Annotated in this window: 17 protein-coding genes; 6 read left to right on the forward strand and 11 right to left on the reverse strand. The window is 45.7% G+C overall.

The window, feature by feature from the left end:
- Together GQY55_RS20010 and GQY55_RS20015 are read left to right on the forward strand one after the other, a co-directional pair.
- Positions 1-519, forward strand: a 519-nt coding sequence (locus GQY55_RS20010) for a hemoblobin-interacting domain-containing protein (protein WP_160043643.1), incomplete at its 5' end; no start/stop codon positions are given.
- 159 nt (positions 520-678) lie between these two features.
- On the forward strand, positions 679-1218 hold the full coding sequence (locus GQY55_RS20015; RefSeq protein ID WP_236575737.1) for a TetR/AcrR family transcriptional regulator: 540 nt from the start codon (positions 679-681) through the stop codon (positions 1216-1218).
- A 114-nt stretch (positions 1219-1332) separates the two neighbouring features.
- Here GQY55_RS20015 and GQY55_RS20020 read toward each other — a convergent pair whose 3' ends face one another.
- Together GQY55_RS20020 and GQY55_RS20025 are read right to left on the reverse strand one after the other, a co-directional pair.
- Positions 1333-1785: a VOC family protein gene (locus tag GQY55_RS20020; protein ID WP_160043644.1), complete on the reverse strand. Its 453-nt coding sequence runs from the start codon at positions 1783-1785 to the stop codon at positions 1333-1335.
- Positions 1786-2388: 603 nt separating this feature from the next.
- Positions 2389-3285, reverse strand: coding sequence for a TetR/AcrR family transcriptional regulator (locus GQY55_RS20025; protein WP_160043645.1), 897 nt, complete (start codon positions 3283-3285; stop codon positions 2389-2391).
- Between the two features lie 247 nt (positions 3286-3532).
- On the opposite strand from GQY55_RS20025, the gene GQY55_RS20030 reads away from it, so the two are divergent.
- Positions 3533-4975 (forward strand): DHA2 family efflux MFS transporter permease subunit, encoded by a 1443-nt coding sequence (locus GQY55_RS20030; protein ID WP_160043646.1) that lies wholly within the window; start codon positions 3533-3535, stop codon positions 4973-4975.
- Positions 4976-5075: 100 nt separating this feature from the next.
- Here GQY55_RS20030 and GQY55_RS20035 read toward each other — a convergent pair whose 3' ends face one another.
- The gene (locus tag GQY55_RS20035; RefSeq protein ID WP_160043647.1) at positions 5076-5678 is read right to left on the reverse strand and encodes a chloramphenicol phosphotransferase CPT family protein; all 603 of its coding nucleotides are present in this window, start codon (positions 5676-5678) and stop codon (positions 5076-5078) included.
- Positions 5679-5906: 228 nt separating this feature from the next.
- On the opposite strand from GQY55_RS20035, the gene GQY55_RS20040 reads away from it, so the two are divergent.
- Positions 5907-6518, forward strand: coding sequence for a hypothetical protein (locus GQY55_RS20040; RefSeq protein WP_160043648.1), 612 nt, complete (start codon positions 5907-5909; stop codon positions 6516-6518).
- A 517-nt stretch (positions 6519-7035) separates the two neighbouring features.
- Positions 7036-7971 carry an NAD(P)/FAD-dependent oxidoreductase gene (locus GQY55_RS20045; protein ID WP_201452192.1) on the forward strand — a complete coding sequence of 312 codons (936 nt, stop codon included), beginning with the start codon at positions 7036-7038 and terminating at the stop codon, positions 7969-7971.
- A gap of 193 nt (positions 7972-8164) precedes the next feature.
- Here GQY55_RS20045 and GQY55_RS20050 read toward each other — a convergent pair whose 3' ends face one another.
- The 8 genes from GQY55_RS20050 to GQY55_RS20085 all read right to left on the reverse strand — a co-directional run bounded on the left by GQY55_RS20050 (position 8165) and on the right by GQY55_RS20085 (position 18458).
- Positions 8165-9373 (reverse strand): MFS transporter, encoded by a 1209-nt coding sequence (locus GQY55_RS20050; RefSeq protein ID WP_160043649.1) that lies wholly within the window; start codon positions 9371-9373, stop codon positions 8165-8167.
- A 14-nt stretch (positions 9374-9387) separates the two neighbouring features.
- Complete coding sequence (locus tag GQY55_RS20055; protein ID WP_160043650.1) at positions 9388-10515, reverse strand: Gfo/Idh/MocA family protein; 1128 nt, start codon at positions 10513-10515, stop codon at positions 9388-9390.
- A gap of 356 nt (positions 10516-10871) precedes the next feature.
- A complete protein-coding gene (locus GQY55_RS20060) occupies positions 10872-11687 on the reverse strand; it encodes a sugar phosphate isomerase/epimerase family protein (RefSeq protein ID WP_160043651.1) in 816 nt (271 codons plus the stop codon).
- Positions 11688-11693: 6 nt separating this feature from the next.
- Positions 11694-13229, reverse strand: coding sequence for an ABC transporter substrate-binding protein (locus tag GQY55_RS20065; RefSeq protein WP_160043652.1), 1536 nt, complete (start codon positions 13227-13229; stop codon positions 11694-11696).
- A 53-nt stretch (positions 13230-13282) separates the two neighbouring features.
- Positions 13283-14167, reverse strand: a complete 885-nt coding sequence (locus tag GQY55_RS20070; protein WP_373309263.1) for a carbohydrate ABC transporter permease — start codon at positions 14165-14167, stop codon at positions 13283-13285.
- 17 nt (positions 14168-14184) lie between these two features.
- Positions 14185-15117 (reverse strand): ABC transporter permease, encoded by a 933-nt coding sequence (locus GQY55_RS20075; protein ID WP_236575738.1) that lies wholly within the window; start codon positions 15115-15117, stop codon positions 14185-14187.
- A gap of 103 nt (positions 15118-15220) precedes the next feature.
- On the reverse strand, positions 15221-16831 hold the full coding sequence (locus tag GQY55_RS20080; protein ID WP_160043653.1) for a response regulator transcription factor: 1611 nt from the start codon (positions 16829-16831) through the stop codon (positions 15221-15223).
- Positions 16809-18458: a sensor histidine kinase gene (locus GQY55_RS20085; RefSeq protein ID WP_236575739.1), complete on the reverse strand. Its 1650-nt coding sequence runs from the start codon at positions 18456-18458 to the stop codon at positions 16809-16811. Before GQY55_RS20085 ends, GQY55_RS20080 begins: the two co-directional genes overlap by 23 nt.
- A 768-nt stretch (positions 18459-19226) precedes the next feature.
- Between GQY55_RS20085 and GQY55_RS31515 the strand changes: the two genes are divergently transcribed.
- A complete protein-coding gene (locus GQY55_RS31515; protein WP_268895037.1) occupies positions 19227-19499 on the forward strand; it encodes a helix-turn-helix domain-containing protein in 273 nt (90 codons plus the stop codon).
- Positions 19500-19502 lie beyond the last annotated feature (3 nt).

The following is a 19502-nucleotide window of genomic DNA, read 5'->3' on the forward strand; positions in this document are numbered from 1 at the left end:
GCGACCGCTCCGAATGCCGATACCGTGCGAATTACATTTACCGACGATGCTGCATGGAGAGACAACATTACCGGAGTTTATCTAAATGGCAACTCGGCTCCCATCCACAGCTCCAGGGTGAACAGATCTACCGCAGGAATGATTGAAATCAATCTTTCTGGTGCTTCGCTAAAACCAGGAACGCATCAATTTCTCATTAAAGCCGAAGGATATGCGGACGCCGTGGTTACGATTGAAGTGCCCGTACCGCTTTCAGCGCCGAATTTGACGGGGACCGCTCCGAACGCCGATACCGTGCGAATTACTTTTTATGATGATGCTGCGTGGAGAGATAACATTACCGGAGTTTATCAAGATGGAAACTCGGTTCCCATCCACAGTTCCAGAGTGAACAGATCTACTGCAGGAATGATTGAAATTAATCTCTCTGGCGCTTCGCTAAAACCAGGAACGCATCAATTTCTCATTAAGGCCGAAGGGTATGAAGATGTTACGGTATTGATTATTATGGATCGTTGATTATAATAAAGCATAGTTTTTATGATCGATATACTTGCTTCATTCGTGCGTACATTCAATTCAATTTCTATATGAATCAAATCGAGTTTGGAGATGTTCTAACTGAAAAAAAGAGGCCGACAAATCGGAGCGGATGGAGAAAAAAGCAGGGAGCTGCTTTTGAAGATCGCGGCAAAACAATTTGCTTTATATGGATTCCATGATACGAAAATCAGTGCGATCGTAGAAGAAGCCAACGTGACGCAGCCAACGTTTTATCTGTATTTCAAAAGCAAAGATGCCATTTTTCAAGAATTGGTTGATTTATTTAAAGCTAAGTTGCACGAACGGGTTGAGCAAAGCAGACTCGCTTCGGGTATTGAGACTGCAGGGCTGCTGCAACGAATCGCCAACAATATTGCCTTGATTTTTCAGCTGTTTCAAGAGAATGAACAGGTCGCACGGATTGGTTTTTTTCTCTCGGAGGATGCTGTCGAAATCAAAGAACGAATGGCAAAGCAAATTGAAGCAAACCTTGCTGCAGAAGTAGAAAATGGCTACTTCCATGCTGACATTGATTTAAGCATCGTTGCCTCAGCCATCGTTGGCGTGATCGGACATCTTACGTTAACAAAATTATGGGCAGGTTTAAAGACGCCGGACGAGCTTGCCCAGGAAGTAACCAGGCTCTTTTTGTATGGATTAATAAGAGAACATTAAATTGCCCCCCTGCTCTTGAATGACTAGATGCAAAAGACGCAAAGGAATTCTATTCCCTAGCGTCTTTTTTGCCCTGGTCATGTATATTCAGCCAAGTCTTCTTTTAAACGTCACTTATTTATTACCCAGTTGTTCCGCCAAACCGATTAGAAGTCCTTCATGGCTGCGAATGTAGCAGAGCCGATACGAGTCCCCGTACTGAACCACTTCGCCTACGAGCTGCGCACCATGCTTCGTGAGTCTGGATACCATTTCGTCAATGTCTTCAACGGTGAACATAACCCGTAGATAACCGAGGGCATTTACTGGAGCGGTTCGGTGATCGGATATCGTAGGTGGGGTGAGAAATCGCGAAAGTTCAAGCCGGCTGTGGCCATCCGGGGTAACCATCATAGCAATCTCTACAGACTGTGAACCCAGCCCGGTTACGCGACCAGCCCATTCGCCTTCGACAATAGTCCGCCCTTCGAGCTTCAAGCCGATCTCCTCGAAGAAAGAGATGGTGTCATCAAGGGATTCTACAACGATGCCAACATTGTCCATTCTTAGCAATTTGTTTTTGGCCATGGTTCGATCTCCTTATGTGTACAAATGGTATTACCTGATCATTTTCATATTTATTGCATCAAGAATCAATCTTTATTTCAAACATCCCTCCGTTGGCGGACTTGCTGCCGATTTCGTATTGGACCGTTCCAGCAGGACGAGACGCAACCAGTATCATTGCTCCACTTCGACTGTCGATTCCAACAGCTCATTCATGCATTCATAATACTCTTTCGTATTGGCCAGATATACATAGTGATCCGTATCCGACAGCTCGTAAAAACCTAAGCATTTACAAACCAGATAGCCATTTTCAAATTCTGCATCGTATGCACGAAAATGGAATGTGCAATAATGTCGGTTCAGATGATATGTTTGAGACAGGACTAAATATTACTATCTCAGGAATTGAACAATTAACTTATAAATTCCCCCCAACGATCTGACTCCCCAAGTACGCATTCCTCCAGCCATGTACAAGTGCGATTCCGTGCGCAACAACAAAAAAAGCCTGGCCGCTTCGCCCAGGCTTCGTTGCAAAACCTTCGAATTTTTTTGAATGTCGAATGGATGGGATCGCCCTTCCGCTTTGACCCCATTTTTTAAAAAACGGACTCTATCTCGTCACGGATTCGGGTCTACAGGATAAAACCCTAACTTTTTTAATGTATTCAAATAAATGACCAATTCATCAGTATGCATAATACTTTTTATATTCATTAAAGACTTCAAACAACTTGAGATTACGGCTTTCCGCGGATTCTCCGACATTGCTTCATTTTGCACAAATTGTAACAAATCAAGGGCGTGCTGCTTATTATCGTTATTCGCAGGAAGCTTCTCAATTAATTTCTTTAAATTCCCAGTACTTAACATAAGGTCATTATAAGGGAAATCTACTTGTCCTATGCTAAGTAAAGACTGTTCAAAGTCTTCAATATTAAAAAGCCGTATACGCTTATGTTTGAGTAATGGAAGTACTTCATCCACCAGACTAAAACAATAATTGCAAATTTCAATCATGGGTTTGGGTCGGATTTGAACATTATTTATTTCGTTGGCATTGTGCAGAATCCCCGTTAAAAAAATGGTAGCATCCGCAATATAATCCCGATATTCCGGGTAAATCTGCTTCATCCTTGTGAAGAACCAATAGGCCCATTGTTGCCTAATCTCTTTTAAGAAAGCAATAATTTCATTATCGTTGGAAACTAAAGCATCCATGAGCAATGCATCGACTTTTTTTTCTATGCGATAGCTCATCATAACTTCCAACTGACGAATAAAGATATCTTTGTTCGTTTCATCCTGTCCGATTAAAAGTTGATCCCGCTCCACATACATTTTTTCTTCGGAATACACCAGTACATCCCTAAATAGTTCTCCTTTGGTTTGAAAGTGTTTATAAAAGGTTCCTCTTGAAATATTGGTTTGGTCAAGAATGTCCTGGATCGATGTGGCATGATAACCTTGTTCAATAAAAAGACGGAGAGCCGTCATTAATATATCGGATTTTTTCACCTGCACCATTATCATCCTTTCTGTTAACATTATACACTACAAACTTCCTATTCAAATATATACCCTGAGTATATTTAGTGATTGATTTTTTGCTCATTCAAGTATAATATAGACCGAGTAAACTATGAGTTTAAAAATATACCCGTAGTATAAATAGCGAAAGCCGTAGCTCATTTCGCTGTACCGTGATGATGCTAGGCACTGTAATGGGTGTCATTTATTCCATTTTGAATAGGAGGAAACCAACATGGAGAAAGAACAGTCTCTCCCAACGTTTAAGCGGACTGTACTTGTGGTCGTTATGCTTGCAGGTGCATTTGTTACCATGTTAAATCAGACGCTACTCAATACTGCTTTGCCACAAATCATGAAGGATCTATCCATTTCCGCGAATACAGCTCAGTGGTTAACGACCGGGTTCATGCTTGTCACCGGGGTGTTGATTCCGGTTTCGGCTTTTCTAATAGAAAAATTTTCGACGAGAAGGCTATTTATTACGGCCATATGCCTGTTTGCGGCCGGGACATTGCTGGCTGCTATAGCACCAAACTTTCCTGTTTTAATATTCGGTAGAATTCTACAGGCGGTCAGTGACGGGCTCATGCTCCCGTTAATGCAAACGATTTTTTTAATGATTTTTCCTGTTAAGCAACGCGGGTCAGCAATGGGTATGGTGGGGCTGGTGATGGCTTTTGCTCCTGCGATTGGACCGACGTTTTCCGGTTGGGTTGTTGGCAACTTTTCATGGCGGGCACTCTTTTATATGATTTTCCCAATTGCTGTACTTATAATCATTTTTGCTTCGTTTATGCTTGAAAATGTTACGAAAGTGACTCGTCCAAAAATTGATCTCATGTCCATTATTTTGTCATCCCTTGGATTTGGAGGATTGTTGTATGGCTTCAGCAGCGCAGGTAATCATGCCTGGAACAGTTCAGAAGTGGTCATTGCTTTGATTGTCGGTACGGTCGCAATTGGTTTGTTTATTTGGCGGCAGCTGGCTGTTGAAAAGCCGATGCTTGAGTTCAGGGTGTTAAAAAACCGGACCTTCTCATTGACCTTATTCATCGGTATGGTTGTTATGGTGACGATGATCGGCGTAGAGCTTTTTCTTCCGCTTTATGTACAAACGGCAAGAGGCTTTACGCCGCTGGAATCGGGTTTGCTGTTGTTACCTGGTGCGATTGTGATGGGGGTTATGTCGCCGATTACCGGGAGGATCTTTGATAAAATTGGAGCACGACCGTTGGCTCTTATCGGTTCGGTTATCTTAGTAGGTACGACGTTCTTGTTCAGTAACATGACCGCTTCAACGCCATACATCTATATGATGGTGATTTACGCCATAAGAATGTTCGGAATATCTCTTATGATGATGCCAGTCATGACGGCCGGATTAAACCAACTGCCTGACCATTTGATTCCACATGGAACCGCAATGAGTAACACGTTAACGCAATTGGCCGCTTCTGTTGGAGCAGCCTTGCTGGTTACGGTTATGACGAACACTACAACGGCTGCCGTTCAGCAACAACTTCCCAATCCAATGATTCATGGGGTGTCCGTTGCCTTTACGTTCTCCACCGTTTTGGCCTTCTTTGCTTTAGCATTGTCATTCTTTATTAAACCGATGAACATATCTCAAAAAGAAGATACAAAAAACGAAGGCCGTTCTGCTGCTGAAAGCTAAAACGGCTCTGCGCGCTGCCAAGCGCACAAAAGTCCGCGAGCTTCGCGGACTTTTTGGCATTTATGTTACTCGTCTTTAGCTTGCTGATTTGTCTTTGTTGCTATCTGGTAGATTCTGAAACACTAATCTCTCTTTTACTTAATTTTTTAAATGCCGAGTAATCCTGATCGGACTTAATAAAACTTAATATCTTTTCGGCGCATTCTGTTGGATTCAACTCTTCAGTATTTACTTCAAGGTCATATTCATTAAAAGAATATATTTTGTCGTACTGGGAATTTGCTAGTCCAATCTCTCGATCTCCTCTGATTTGCTCTCTTCTTGTGAGTTCTTCTTTCGAGCATATTACACCAACAAATAATGTAGGATAATCACAAAGCACGTCAAGATAATCATTAAACCGCTTGTCATTGTCGATTACGGTATCGACGATGACATTCAGACCCATTTCTGAAAACAATTTAATTGTTGCATAATACACTGAGACTATGGGATCAAAAATGATTTGTCCGATATTATCCACTTCTTTTGTAGGTTCAGTATCTGGAAATTTATTATTAATAAAATCAAAGTAATTATGAAAAAAATCATCTATGGATAAATGATGAAAGGGAATCTCTTTCTGATTTTTCAGTTCCATAGAAATACTCGTCTTTCCTGCACTTGAAGTTCCGTTCAGAAACACAATAAGTCCTTGCTTCAAACGAATCACCCTTACCTATAAGATTTGCGTATCTTTCAGATAACGTTATAATCACAAAGTTCATAAAATTATCCAACTCAGAAAATATTCGAGAAACGATTCAACAATCCTGCCCTTGGCTAAAAAGGCGTTGATGCCGAATATATTAATGCCTTGCCTTCGACAATTTTTTATACTGAAAGAAACTAAATATACCTTACTGAGTTTAAGTTCATAAAGGAGGCTCTTATGAAGATTACTTGCATGGAGTCGGACTATGCTCATATTGGTTATGTGTATCTACAACCGCCATCCGAGAAAATCTCCCAGCAAACCAACTGCAAATTAAATCAGTCCATTGATATTTCCCAGATCCAAATCCCTTTTGCAAGAAAACCGGAACTGGGAACCTGCCTCGACAACTTGTCTATGCTCCCTTATTCGTTTCGAAGCGGATATGAACAAGAGAAGTTTGAAACGGAATACGGAGTAGATTTTGACCATTCCGGATATATTACCGGCTATGAAATCGGGTTGTCTCCAACGCAATTTATAAAACTCATTAAAAGCCATTCATACAGGCTATACGAATCGGTTTGGAAGAATCAAACCTACCATATCTTCTTATTTGATGAATATGATTCGGTCTTTTCTGAAAATAATATGATTTGTCCCATGAATCAAAAGGACGACGCTTATCTCATGATTCAATTCGTTGAACCTGCGGCGCTCGGCGTAACCTTCTACCCATCGGAAGAAAAGAAAATCGTCTTGATCAAGGGGCTTATCTCAGCGAATCCAGAGCTTTATCCATTGAGCTATTTATTGCACCCCGACTTTGAACTTATCGAAGACAAATAACTCTAAATACATGCTCCTATGCACGATTAGTTCATCCCATAGTATTTTCTCAATTCTGAATCCACAGTGAACCAGCAAAATCGCAAACGAAAAAGCGCTGATTCGAAAGGTAGAGATGAATACCCCTTCGGATCAGCCCCATGAATTCTTTTAAAAAAATATAGATAACCTTACCCGAATCGCACTTGCCCAGTGGTGGCGCCAGCGCGGCCAAACGGGCTATGAATTAAATTGTTCGCTCCCTGTGTTCACTTGGTTTTTCCGCCGTCCGGAACGAATGCCGTAACAAGAAGAAACCGATAAATCCGCAGATCGTGACCCCATACCTCCCCACGTCAGACCATAAACGGCTTGCCCGCTGGAGTGATATTCGCCGGGCACAAGATGCGAAGTAAGCTGTGTCCCAATTGTCACGAAGACTTGACAGCTTTCATCCATTATAGCTATTATAGACTCATAATATCTGTTATATAATCGTACTCACTTTACTAAGAGATCGTTATAAGGAAGAAAGAACATGATGAATCGCAAAACTTCAAAAGACCATGATGATATCTTCGATGTCGCGGTGGTAGGGGCAGGAGCTGCAGGGCTAAGCGCAGCATTGTTTCTCACTCGAGCCCGTCGTCGAACGGTCGTTTATGACGGAGGACCCGTTCGCAATTCAATGATCGTTAAGATTCATGAATACCTTGGGTACGAAGGAAGTACACCGGCCGAATTCCTGGAACGTGGGCGTTCCGAAGTGATAAGCTACGGCGGAGACATTCGCAGTGAGACCGTATTGAAGATCGAAGCAAGGCCCGATGGGCTCTTTGATGTCTGGGGCAGCAAGATGAAGATTACGGCTCGGGCCGTAGTGCTGGCCACAGGGCTAGTCGATGTGCTCCCTATGGTGCCTGGCTTAAAAGAGGGGTTAGGCAAGTACGTTCATCTGTGCCCATGCTTCAGCGGATATGAAGTTCGGGACAAACCTTTCGTAGCCTTTGGACTGCCGGAGCGCCTTGCCCAGCTTGGAAAGTTCCTGACCGCGTGGTCTTCATCCGTAACGGTCGTAAGCCCTCACGAGTTCGACTCCGAAACGCTGACAAGGCTTGATGGATTCGGAGTTAAAACCGTTCAAGACGAGGTGACCGGTCTGGTAACGGAAGGGGACCAACTCGTCTCCATCGCCACAGCGAGCGGCATGCAAGTGCCATGTGAAGCAGTTTTTGTGGCGGCCCCTTTCAAAGCCGCGTCTGAACTGGCTGCCTCTCTCTGTGAAGTAGACGAAGCCGGTTTCGCAATTACCGATACGTACGGAAGAACGAGCCGACCAGGAGTATGGGCGATCGGGAATGCAACTGATCAGCTTGCCCATCTCGTTCATTCAGCTGCATCCGGTGCTAATATTGGACCTTGGGTCGTCGACTATTTGCTTGAAACATCCCTGAATTCGAAAAAGAAAGAATAGGCAGCGATCATTTTTTTCAGCGCGCCCAGGTGCTGACGGTGAATCGGCTGACGGCAGCGCATTTTGGAAACGTAGACCACGCATCGATGGTAAAATTAATCGAGTCGCATACAAAAGTCCGCGAACTTCGCGGACTTTTCGGCATTTATATTACTCGTCTTCAATTGTTGTTGTAGCCCGTTGTTTCAACGACTTAACTAAATTGTTCGCTCTGCGTGTTCACCTGCTTCTCCGCCGTCCGGAACGAATGCCGTAACAAGAAGAAACCGATAAATCCGCAGATCGTGCCCCCGCAACAAATCCGGTACAATACGGAGGCGTCCAGATTCTCGAACATCCAGCCGCCGAGTATACCTGCGACGATGCCGGATACGCCTCCCCATGTCAGACCGTAAACAGCCTGCCCGCTGGAGCGATATTCGCCGGGCACAAGATGCGACGTAAGCTGGGTGCCAATGTAGTAATAACCTCCGAATGTGATGGAATGCAGCAATTGGATGAATATCACCTGTATGGCCGAAACCGCTAAGGACATCAATAACCAGCGCGCTGAAAAGAGCAGGCAGATGACGGTCAACCAGGTCAGCATTGTACGCGAATTTTTCTTCAAATACCGATCCAGCAATAAAAATACGGGTACTTCCAAAATGGCCGTGGCAAAGGCAGACCAACCGACAACCGTGTCCGATCCGCCCAAGCCCTTGATGTAAATACTGAGAAAGGTCGAATTGATCGAATTGGGGATCGATATGAGCACGCCCAAACAAACGAAGATCAAAAAATACTTGTTTCGAAACACCATGAAATAGCCTTTGTTGGTAAACTTCTCGGTCTGTGCTCTTTCATTGCCGCTTGGCATTAGGAAGGTAAAGAAAATGGCGAATAACAGCATCGCATCGAATACGATCCAGAGCTGGCTTATTCCCAGCCAACCGATGACCGGGCCGACTGCGACCGCAATGAGCGCCCACCCCAACGACCCCCACGCACGAAACTCTCCAAACTTCCGGTTCGTTCCTTCGATGACGTTCAGGATCAAGCTGTTGCTTTGCGTGAACAGCGGGCTCTGAAACATGAAATAAACCAGCATCAGACTATAAATCAATGTGTAGGATTCCGTCATAAATACGAATTGCATGCATGTGAAATTACCGATCAGGCAAATAATGAGAATGCGCTTGTTATTGCGAAACCGGTCTGCAAAATACGCCCAGAATGGATTAGCGACCAGCCCGATGAGCGGACCGCCGGCTACCAGAAGCCCGATTTGCACATTGGAAAACCCGGTATCCTTCAAATATAACGCGAAAAACGTGCTATAAATGGCTAAGGCCCCATAAAGCACAAAGTTGAACACCTTCAGCATGCCAAGCATATTCCGGCTAATCGTTCGATCCGACATGATTCCTTCATCCCTTACAATTTGACATTGGTCGACGCGGAATGCGTGATGATCTCATCAAGGGTTACTTCGCGTCCCAGCCGGTCGGACAGGTACACGCCTTCGCTGATCAGCATGGTTTGCAGCGCAATTTCTGCTGTTGGCAGGAGGGGAACTCTTCCCTGCAAGGCTGCGATCCAATGATGTTGCGAAGAACGGTAAGCGTCATAATCCGCCTTGAGCCGGCTCCAGCGAAGCTCCATGTCGTCCAGGTTCACGCTGCTGTCCAGGTCCATGTCCGCCACGGTCGTATGAAAGCTCAGTCCACTGTTCTGAGATGTGGAAGAATACGAAGGGAGCCGAATTCCGCCTTTGCTGCCTACGAGGCTGGACCCTTCAAAACCTCCCATATGTATCGACCACGCCTCGATGAGATCAAGCGTTACCCCGCCTTCGAACCGGATAAATCCAAGACCCAGCTCTTCGACGTCGAACCCGGATTCCGCTCTTCTCGCCGCATCCATATCCATTTCTTGATAGACTTTGCCGGATACGCTTTTTACCTTCGGCAAATCCAACAGATATAACATTTGGGCTATGTGATAAACCCCCATATCGAGCAAGGCGCCCCCTGCCGCGGTTTCCTTCCGGTTGAAAAATTTGGTGCCATAACCATCGACGAACGGACGTCCTCTGCGCCGAAATCCCGTGGATCGGGCATGATAAAGCTTGCCCAAGCTCCCCTCTTCGATCAGCGCTTTGGCGGCTTTCGTCTCTTTTCGATACAACGTGTTCAATTGGATATGAAGCATTTTATTGCACGTTCTGGCCGTTTCCAGCATCGAATTGCCGTCAACATAGGTCCCGGCGATCGGTTTCTCGCAATAGACATGTTTCCCTGCCTCAAGCGCTTCATTGGTTACAGGCGCATGGAAGTTGTTATGGAGGCAAACATCGACCGCATCGATGTCCGTGCGTTTCAGCATCTCCCTAAAATCGGTGTAAACATCCTTGATCTGAAATTCGCCGGCCACTTGTCGAGCCGCTTCTTCATTAATATCGCAGACAGCCACAACCTCGGCATCCGCGATATCCGCATAGTTTTTCAGATGCGTGATGCCGATTAATCCGACACCGACAATGCCGATTCGAATTTTCCCCATTGCTATTCGCTCCTTTAAGCGCAAATTTTCCGAAAGCTGATCTTGGCTCAACTGAAATAAGTTCTTGACATCGTGCGAGGTGACCGCTGTGGTTACGGATCGTTCTTCCGATCGCTGTTGTCTCCGAATTTCTTGATCTTATGTTTCAAAAAGGTAGAAATTCGAAGACAAAGGCGTATGCTTCCGAAGTAACTTTCCTGCGGAAAGTTTTTAGGCGAATGCTACCGCTTCTTCAGATCGATTCCGTTACATAAAATGAAATAAAGTGAGTGGTTTCTTTATTTCATTTTATACACCTCCGCTACTTCCTCTTTTTGTCAAACACTATTTGCGTTGTTGAGCCTTATTCATACCTGTTACTTTACCTTCGACAATACCTTTTTCATGCCGGCAAGAGCCCACTCCACCTCCACGTATTGATTATCCGGCGCATTATGTTCAATGGCCCAATAGTCTTTAAATCCGCTGTCATGCAGCGTCTGCGCAATTCGAATCGCCCGGTCCTCCGCGGCCAGCGTATTGCCTCCAAAATGGACATGGCAGGCCCACGGCGCGATGATCGAGTCTCCAAGTTCAGGATCAACCTTCCAGCGGTCTACATGCAGCAGAACACCGAAATTCGGATGGTTCACGGCCTCTGCGATCTGCTTCAGAAAATGAGGATTGAGCGACGGCCCCATATGATTCTCCGGGCCAACTTTACTGCCAAAATCAGCAGCGATCCGGCAATACTCCTGATATCTTTGTACGATATGCTCAAATTGTTCCTGACTCATATCGAAGAAATCACCATGGGGATCATTCGAATACGAGCCGCCTGTGTCGATTCGCACCGTCTGAGCACCCAGTATTTCCGCCGCGCGCAAATGCTTTAACGCATTTTGATATTGCAGTTCGCGTCTCTCTTTGTCCTGATCCCATAAGGAAGCCGTATCAACGGCTAAGTTCACGACGGTCATTTCTTTCTCATCCAAGGCTTCGCGGATTTTGCGAAGATAATCGTCATCCGCCAATTCCCATACGGGTCCGCTTTTATCGACAAAGAAACCGTTATACAGATCGACGACGTTCAGACCATAACGGTATTTTACCGTTTCCAGGTAGCCAAAAACGTCCATTTTACCTTGTACAAACGTGTTTTGAAACGAATATCCTCCAATCGATATCTTCACCCTAGCTCAACTCCCTGTCTTATTGTTTTTTTTCGCCCATTCATCTAATTGCCTCTGCTTCTCTGCGATCACCTTGTCAATGCCGGCGGCGCGAAGGGCAGCATTGAATTTAGGCAAATTGACTTCCGGATCCAGGGCACCATTCTCCAGACCGCTTTGGAATTGACGAACGACGTTTGTAATCGCTGCCAATTCCGTTTTCACCGGCGACGGGTTGTAGGTGAAACCGAGGGCGGCGGATTTTTTGGATTCCCGATTGTATCGATCCATCTCCTCCCACAGATCAGGATTGTCTGTGACCCAAGTATGGGAGAGAAGCTGATTGCCAAACATCCATCCTTGGCGCATGTTGTAACCGCTGTTCGTCGCATTGACGCCAGGCGGGAAATCGATTTGCTTTTCGCCGACCTTCACGTAGTGCTTGCCCTCAATCCCCCAGTCGATCAGGTTGATCAGATCCCGATCCGAATTCAGCAGGTTCAAGAACATCATCGCGCGTTCCGGATCTTTGGAATTGGCCGGAATGCCGAGCATAATCGCCGTAATATTGGTTGTGCTCGTGATTTGCTGGCCCAGATTAATCATCTCAAGCTTCGTACTCACACGTTGTTCCGTCTGCGCCAGCGCACCCGGCTTGCCTTTTTGAATGACTCCGAAACCGACGTTTGCCTTGATTAAATCGACCGCTGTTTCCTTGCTCGTCGCCGCGTCTTTGCTGATATATCCCGCTTCATACCAACGCCGGGCCGTTTTTACCAGCTTCTCGTACTCCGGCGTTTCGAATAAATTCACGACCTTGAGTTCATCCAGATTATCCAACACGCCAATGTAGTCCCCCAGAATGTCCCAGCTATTTTCCAGAACACGATCCACGATCGATGCCGAGGCGCCTGGTTTGCCTAGCGGCGTAATATTGGGCTCGTTTTTGTGAATGGTCTCCAGAATCGGGTCCAAATCGTCCAGCGTCTTCACTTTACTTGCATCGAGATGATATTTATCAAGCAGATCCTTGCGCATCATCACGGTGGTATTCGAGGCAAAATCCCGGATGCTTGGAATGGCATAGATTTTGCCGTCAACTTTGGTAGCTTCGAGGATTTCCGGCTGGAAGGCTTTCGTGATGTCTTGGCCATGCTTTTGAAGCAGATCGTCCAGCGGCAGCAGCTGCCCTTGCGCGACTTGCCTTGAAAAATCCGTGCCTCCCGTCACGATTAAATCGACTTGTTCATTTCCGGTGAGCATGAGAATGGTTTGCTGATCCCAGGCTGCCGGTTCGATTCGTTCCAGTTTCACGGTCGCATTGATTTTTTCGAGCGTAATTTTGCTCATCTCTTGTTCAACGAGTTCCAAATCCTTCTGAGCCGGTCCATAAAAAACAAGCTTTACCTCATATGGCGGCAGCTTCCCCTCACCGGTTTCGGTCGTTCCCTCCTCTCCCGCAACCGCATCCTTCGTATTCGTGTTCGACTCTTTGCCGCAACCTGCCAGCAGCAAACTGAGCAATGTCATGATCAATAACATCTTACCTGCCCTGTTACGCATATATGCCCCTCCCATTGTAATCATTTCAGATCCATGATAGACGGATGACTGCTTTAGCCTTTGACTGCACCAACGGTAAGTCCCTTGGCAAAATATTTTTGAAAGAACGGGTAGGTCACCAGAATGGGGATCACGCCGATGGCGGCAATCGCCATTTTCAAACCATGATTAGGAATGTCATCGGCCGCGACCATGTCTTCCACAAAATTCGTGTTGCTGGCCAAATATTGCGCATTTAACAGAATCGTATTGAGCAGCACTTGGATGCTGTACAGCTTGCTGTCCGTGATATAGATGAGCCCGTTGAACCAGTCATTCCAGTAATTGATCAATTGGAACAAGCCAACCGCGCCCAATACGGGAGTAGACAATGGAAGAACGATTCGGGCAAATATTTTGAATTCGCTCGCACCATCCATATAAGCGGACTCGATCACCTCGTTCGGAATATTCATGGTGAAAAAGGTCCGGATCAGAATCACAAAGAATGCGCTTACAAGCAATCCGGGAATCAGGAGGGCAAACAGCGTATTTTTGATGTGGAACACGTTCGTATACATTAAGTAGGTTGGAACAAGCCCCCCATTAAAAAGCATCGTGAAAAAGATGAAGAAAGAAACTGCATTCCGCAGCGGCATGTCTCTTCTTGAGATCGGATAAGCCAATAACGTCATCACGATCAAACTGGTCACGGTCCCGACGACGGTTATGAAAACCGATATTCCATAGGCCCGGATCAGCATAGCCGGTTCCTTCAATAAATAACGGTAGCTCTCCAGGCTGAATTCCGTCGGGAACAACGTGTAGCCGTTCCGGATAATCGAAGCCTCGCTCGAAACGGAGGATGCGACAAGCAGGATGAAAGGAATCAGGCAAAGGGATGAGATGGCAATAAAGACGATGTTAATAACCCACTGCTCCGTTTTCCTGGGCATCATGTGATCTCACTCCTTTTTTAGAACAGTGAATTGTCGGGGTTGATTTTTTTAACGACATAGTTAGAAATGAGAATGATCATAAACCCAACGATGGACTGGTATACCCCTGCAGCTGACGACATGCCGATGTCTCCGTTTTTGATCAGGGCCCGGTATACGTAAGTATCGATCACATTGGTGGTGGGCATCAGGACGCCCGAGTCAAGCGGGACCTGATAGAATAGGCCAAAATCGGAATAAAAAATACGGCCGATCTGGAGCAGGGTCATGATCATAATGACAGGCGTGATGAGAGGAATGGTGATTTTGAAAATTTGCTGCAGTTTATTGGCGCCATCTAGCGTTGCTGCCTCATAGTACTCGTGATCAATACCGACGACGGCGGCAAAGTAAACGATACTCAGATACCCTGCCGTACTCCATATTTTGACCAGGGTTAAAATGTAGGGCCAATACTTGGGGTCGTTGTACCACATGACGCCGTCCCGTCCCAGGAGCGGGAGAATCGTATTGTTGATAAGTCCCGTTTCCATACTGAGCAGCGAATAAACAAGGTAACCGATAATAACGGAAGATATTAAATACGGAAGCAATATGATGCTTTGATACAGCCGGGGTAAGAAACGATTTTTCAATTCGTACAATAATACGGCAAGTGCCACGGCGACAACCAGATTCAGGGCAATAAACACCAGGTTGTACAAAATGGTATTCCTCGTAATAATGTAAGCGTCCTCTGTTTTGAACAAATACTCAAAGTTTTTGAGCCCGACCCAATCGCTGTTCAAAATCCCCTTGGCGAAGTTAACGTCCTTAAAAGCAATCACGATGCCGAACATGGGGACGTAATTGTTAATCAGCAAGTAGACGACTCCTGGGATTAGCATAAGATACAGCATTTTGTATTTCTTTAACTTCTTTAAGCTCATGCCGCTTACCCGCGAAGACATGGTGGCGATCCTCCTTTCCGTCAACGTATTGTTGTTTCATTGACTGGCTCCATTGTAGCTAAGAGCACTCCGGCCGAACCACCACGATCCTGACGTCGTATTATTACAATTCTGACCTGCGGGATTTGCGGTATTGTTGTGGATTCATTTTAACCTCCTGCTTAAAGATCTTAGAGAAATACGAAAAATTCGAGTACCCCACACACAGTGCAATTTCACTGACGGACATATGGGTTGTTACGAGCAGCTCCTTGGCCATGGAAATTCGCTCTTCCACCATAAATTCCACAATGGACTTGCCTGTCTCTTTTTTGAACCGTCTCGACAAATAGTCCGGATGCAAATTGACATGTCGGGCAATATCCTCTCTTGAAATCGCCTGATCCACATGCTCCCTGATAAAGGCTATAATTCGATCCATTAGCGGCTTCGTATCCTCGGCACCATAACCAAACTGAGTAGTCTGATCCAGCGCATCCTTCACCCAGGCCTGTAGATCACTCACAGAACGTAAAGCCCGGGACAGCTGCTCCGCAGCTATCGCTTCCCCCAGAACCTCATAAGCTTGCCATTCTTTGAACTGGATAAAGGAATACAGCATTTGCAGGAATTTCTGCATAAATTGCCGCAGAACCTCCACATTCAATCCAACGACATCCTTCAGCGAGTTCAAATAACGTTCCGATTCGGAATACACGGCGTCATATGCGCCTTGCTCAAGCATTTTTAGCCAGACGTTCATTTGGATGACAGCGACGGATTGCGCGGTGTTGATGCCTTCGCTCACGAAAAAAACGTGATTATTCCGGTTCAAGTTGCTTTCCTTCAAGCAGATCAAGCGGTGATAGCGGGCCGCCATCTCATGGATCATCCCCTGCTCACCCACATAACACGAAATATCGCAGCGGAAATACCGGTTGCATGACTCGATGAAAGTTTTGCACATCCGCTCCATATCTTTCGTGTGGTCTTCGGTCCGTGTCCCTGCTGGCAGGATCGCTACATACATATCGCCGGTGATGCGTACCAACTGGCCCTGTTCCTCTCCGCGCAGAATCATATGGTCCGCGGCATTCATAAGCGCATATTCCATCAGCTTCCGGTCTTGGGTATTCAGCTTCTCCGCCCAGCGCTGAACGACAATCAAAATCGGCAGGAAGGAATCCGTCTCCCGGATGGGAAGGTTTCTGCTTTGCAGAACATCCCGTATCCGCTTCGGGCTTGCATCCCGCTGATCCAGCACATCCTGCCAGAACCGCTCCATTAAGATGGACCGATTCGTATGCCATAGCTTGGCGTAATATTGGCTTTCTGCTTTGCTGATGTGCTGCTCCCTTTTTTCATTCACTTTCTCTACGCCTTTCAGAACGACAGCCCGCAGCTCATTCCTCTTGACGGGCTTCAGGATATAATCAAGGCTTCCCAGTTGAATCGCTTCCTTCGCATAGGCAAAGTTCGAATGGCATGTCAAAAATATGGATTCCGTTAACAGATGCCGCTCCCTCACCCAGGACAACAATTCAATCCCGCTGCCTTGGGGCATCTCAATATCACAAATCATAATGTCAATCGGATGTTCGCCAAATATCCCCATGGCCTGCTTGATATTATGGGCCACATGGACACGGGAGATCGACAGCTCTGCCCAATCCACCGCCGCTTGAACGGCCCTCACCGCATGGATCTCGTCGTCAACGATCAGCAATTGATACATGCCATCCCTCCTCCGATGGATCTCCAAGCATGAACGGGAGCCAAACCTCAACCCTCGCTCCCCCGTCCGGGTGGTTGGATAGGCTCAACTTGGCCCTGTCTTGGTAAATCAACCGTAATCGGCGCCTGGAATTCCATATGCCAATATGCCCGCTGTTACCATGGGCTGATTCGTCTTCGGATTGCCATTCACTTAACGCTTCTTCGGAGAATCCTTTACCCGTGTCTTGGATCACGATGCATAGATAGGGCTCCTGATCCCCGCGAAGCTCTATGTCTACGTTTAACCGGATCGGTTCATCCATCGTAACCGCATGCTTAATCGTGTTCTCTGCGAAGGTCTGTATCATGAGCGGAGGTATTAAGGCTTGGGAAAGCGATTCGTCGCCGCTAATCCGATAAGTAAACGCATCCTCGAACCTCAGCGCCTGGATCTGCAAGTAGTTGCGGGTATGAGCGATTTCTTCCTCCAGCGTGACGAACTTCAGGTTGTTCTGAAACATAAATCTCATGTAATTGATCAAATGCTCCGACATGTCCTGGATCAGTTGGTAGTTTTGGAATTGGGCAAGGTTGTAGATGGTGTTCAGCGCATTCAAAAAAAAGTGGGGATTGATTTGCAGCTGCAGATGTTTAAGCTCTGCCTTCTGGATGAGCAGCTGCTCTTCATAGACCGTGATTTTTAAGGCCTTGATCTCCGAAACCATGCTGTTAAATACGTCATTCATCAGTTCAAACTCATAGGAAACGGGATATGGCTCGACCCGCTGCTCCAGATTTCCGTCGCGTACCCGTCTCATGACTTTTACGATCCGGTTGATCGGAAGCAGGATAATATGCCGCAAGAAGATATAAAAAATCGGAAGAATAATGAGGGCTCCCAGGATCAGCAGGTACCAAAGGCACTGCAGCAGCGGGAGACGTTCCAGGATGACGCTGTAGGGGATCAAAAACAACAGGGAGAATTTCCCTTGCTTGGAATGGGTGCTGACCTGCAAATAATCATCGTTGTTACCGATCGGTGCATTTCCGTTCATCGGTTTGAGCGTTTCCGTGACAAGCACCGATTTCCCTTCCGGCCTGACGTCCAGCAAGCTCAGCGGGATCATCAGCTTCGATGCCTTCACCCATCCCCCGACATACACATTCCCGATTTTTTGAATTTTCACGATATAGTACTCTTCATTCAGGTTGTAAGGAAACCATTTCTCGAATGCCTGCTTCTGCAGGCCCTTCCTCTCCTCAAGCATCTGAATCATGCCTTGCCGAATCGTCTTCAGTTCGGCCATCGTCGCCTCGGGCGGCTGATTCGTGATGAGCTCTTCATTGACGGAGGAATAGACGAATAGATAATCCATCTCTTTGTATGTATGAATATCCCTTTCCAATTTATTGAACAGATTGATCTTCGCCAAAAAATATTCGTCCATATTCACGTCCGCAGGCCTGTCCAGCACAATCAAATCATTCTCAAAAGCGACCATGGTCCGCAAATACTTATCGATCTCCTCCAAATTTCGGTCGATTTGATCCATGTATAAGGCTGCCAAATGCCGGTTGGAATTGGCCACTTGCTCGCGAACGACTTTCATGGCGTAGTAGTTATCGAAAATAAGCAGAAGCTGCAAGGGGATGACAAATAGAAGAAAGCCCGCAATCAACTTGAATCGAATTGATTTACTTGATAGCCGATGTATGAATTTCATCCTTAATTGACCTCCTTAGGCGAATGCCTAATGTTCGGAATTAGGATGTGGCACTTCCTCTTATTCCTTTCTTCCATAGATGCTCTTGTTCTCCTTCTTTCTCCAAGATTAAATATTTTATATTCATATGGTATAGATCTTATAGGAATTAGTGAAGTACACATTCTGTTTTTATTAAAGAAGAGGAGATATTTTGTTAACTGGTCGAGCGTAGGAAGGAGGGCTGGAGGGGGAGGTGAAGTTTAAAGAGCTTAAAGTGCATTGTGATGTTCCATTATCGGGGTAAAGATTGATTTTGTTGGTTATGAACTGGGGGTAACGCGGAAAGCAAACAGTCGAAAAATAAATTTTCGCAAATAAGCCAAACCGTGAAGACTTCACAAAGTCTGAGAACAAGCCCTGATGATTTTGAGTGACGGGTGCCTAGTAACACTAGAATCATTTTTCACGACCGATTTGATGATTGCTTCAGCTCCCACTTCAAATAAGAACTTACACCCACCTAATATATTTTCCAGTATCTGAGCAATAGCCTACGGAAATCCCCTTATAGAACCGCATAAGATTATTTTAACTATCAATTAAGGGGTTATAACGTATGCTAATCATAGTGAGAAATCCATAGATCTTCTTGCCTTCGGCAGGGTATTGCTAAAAATACGTAAAGAGAAATAGTTTACGCAAGATGAGCTGAGCATATATTCACGGGTCGACCGTTCCTATATTAGTGAACTAGAAAACGGAGAAAAAGCGCCCTCTCTGCTAACGATCACTGCATTAGCTAGGGCGCTTCAGGTTAAGCCTTCGGTTTTGATTGAGGGGTTTAGGAATAGAAGATTGTACCATATTTTTACCGATTTAAAGAATTTTCTGTATTTCCTTCATCAGATAGGTATAAGACAATGTAATAAAGGTCTCTCCTTGTGTTATCTATTTGATAAGGCTAAACAAGAAGAATTTTAATAT

The sequence above is a fragment of the Paenibacillus sp. USDA918EY genome (assembly GCF_009870825.1).
GTDB classification, from domain to species: domain Bacteria; phylum Bacillota; class Bacilli; order Paenibacillales; family Paenibacillaceae; genus Paenibacillus_AQ; species Paenibacillus_AQ albilobatus.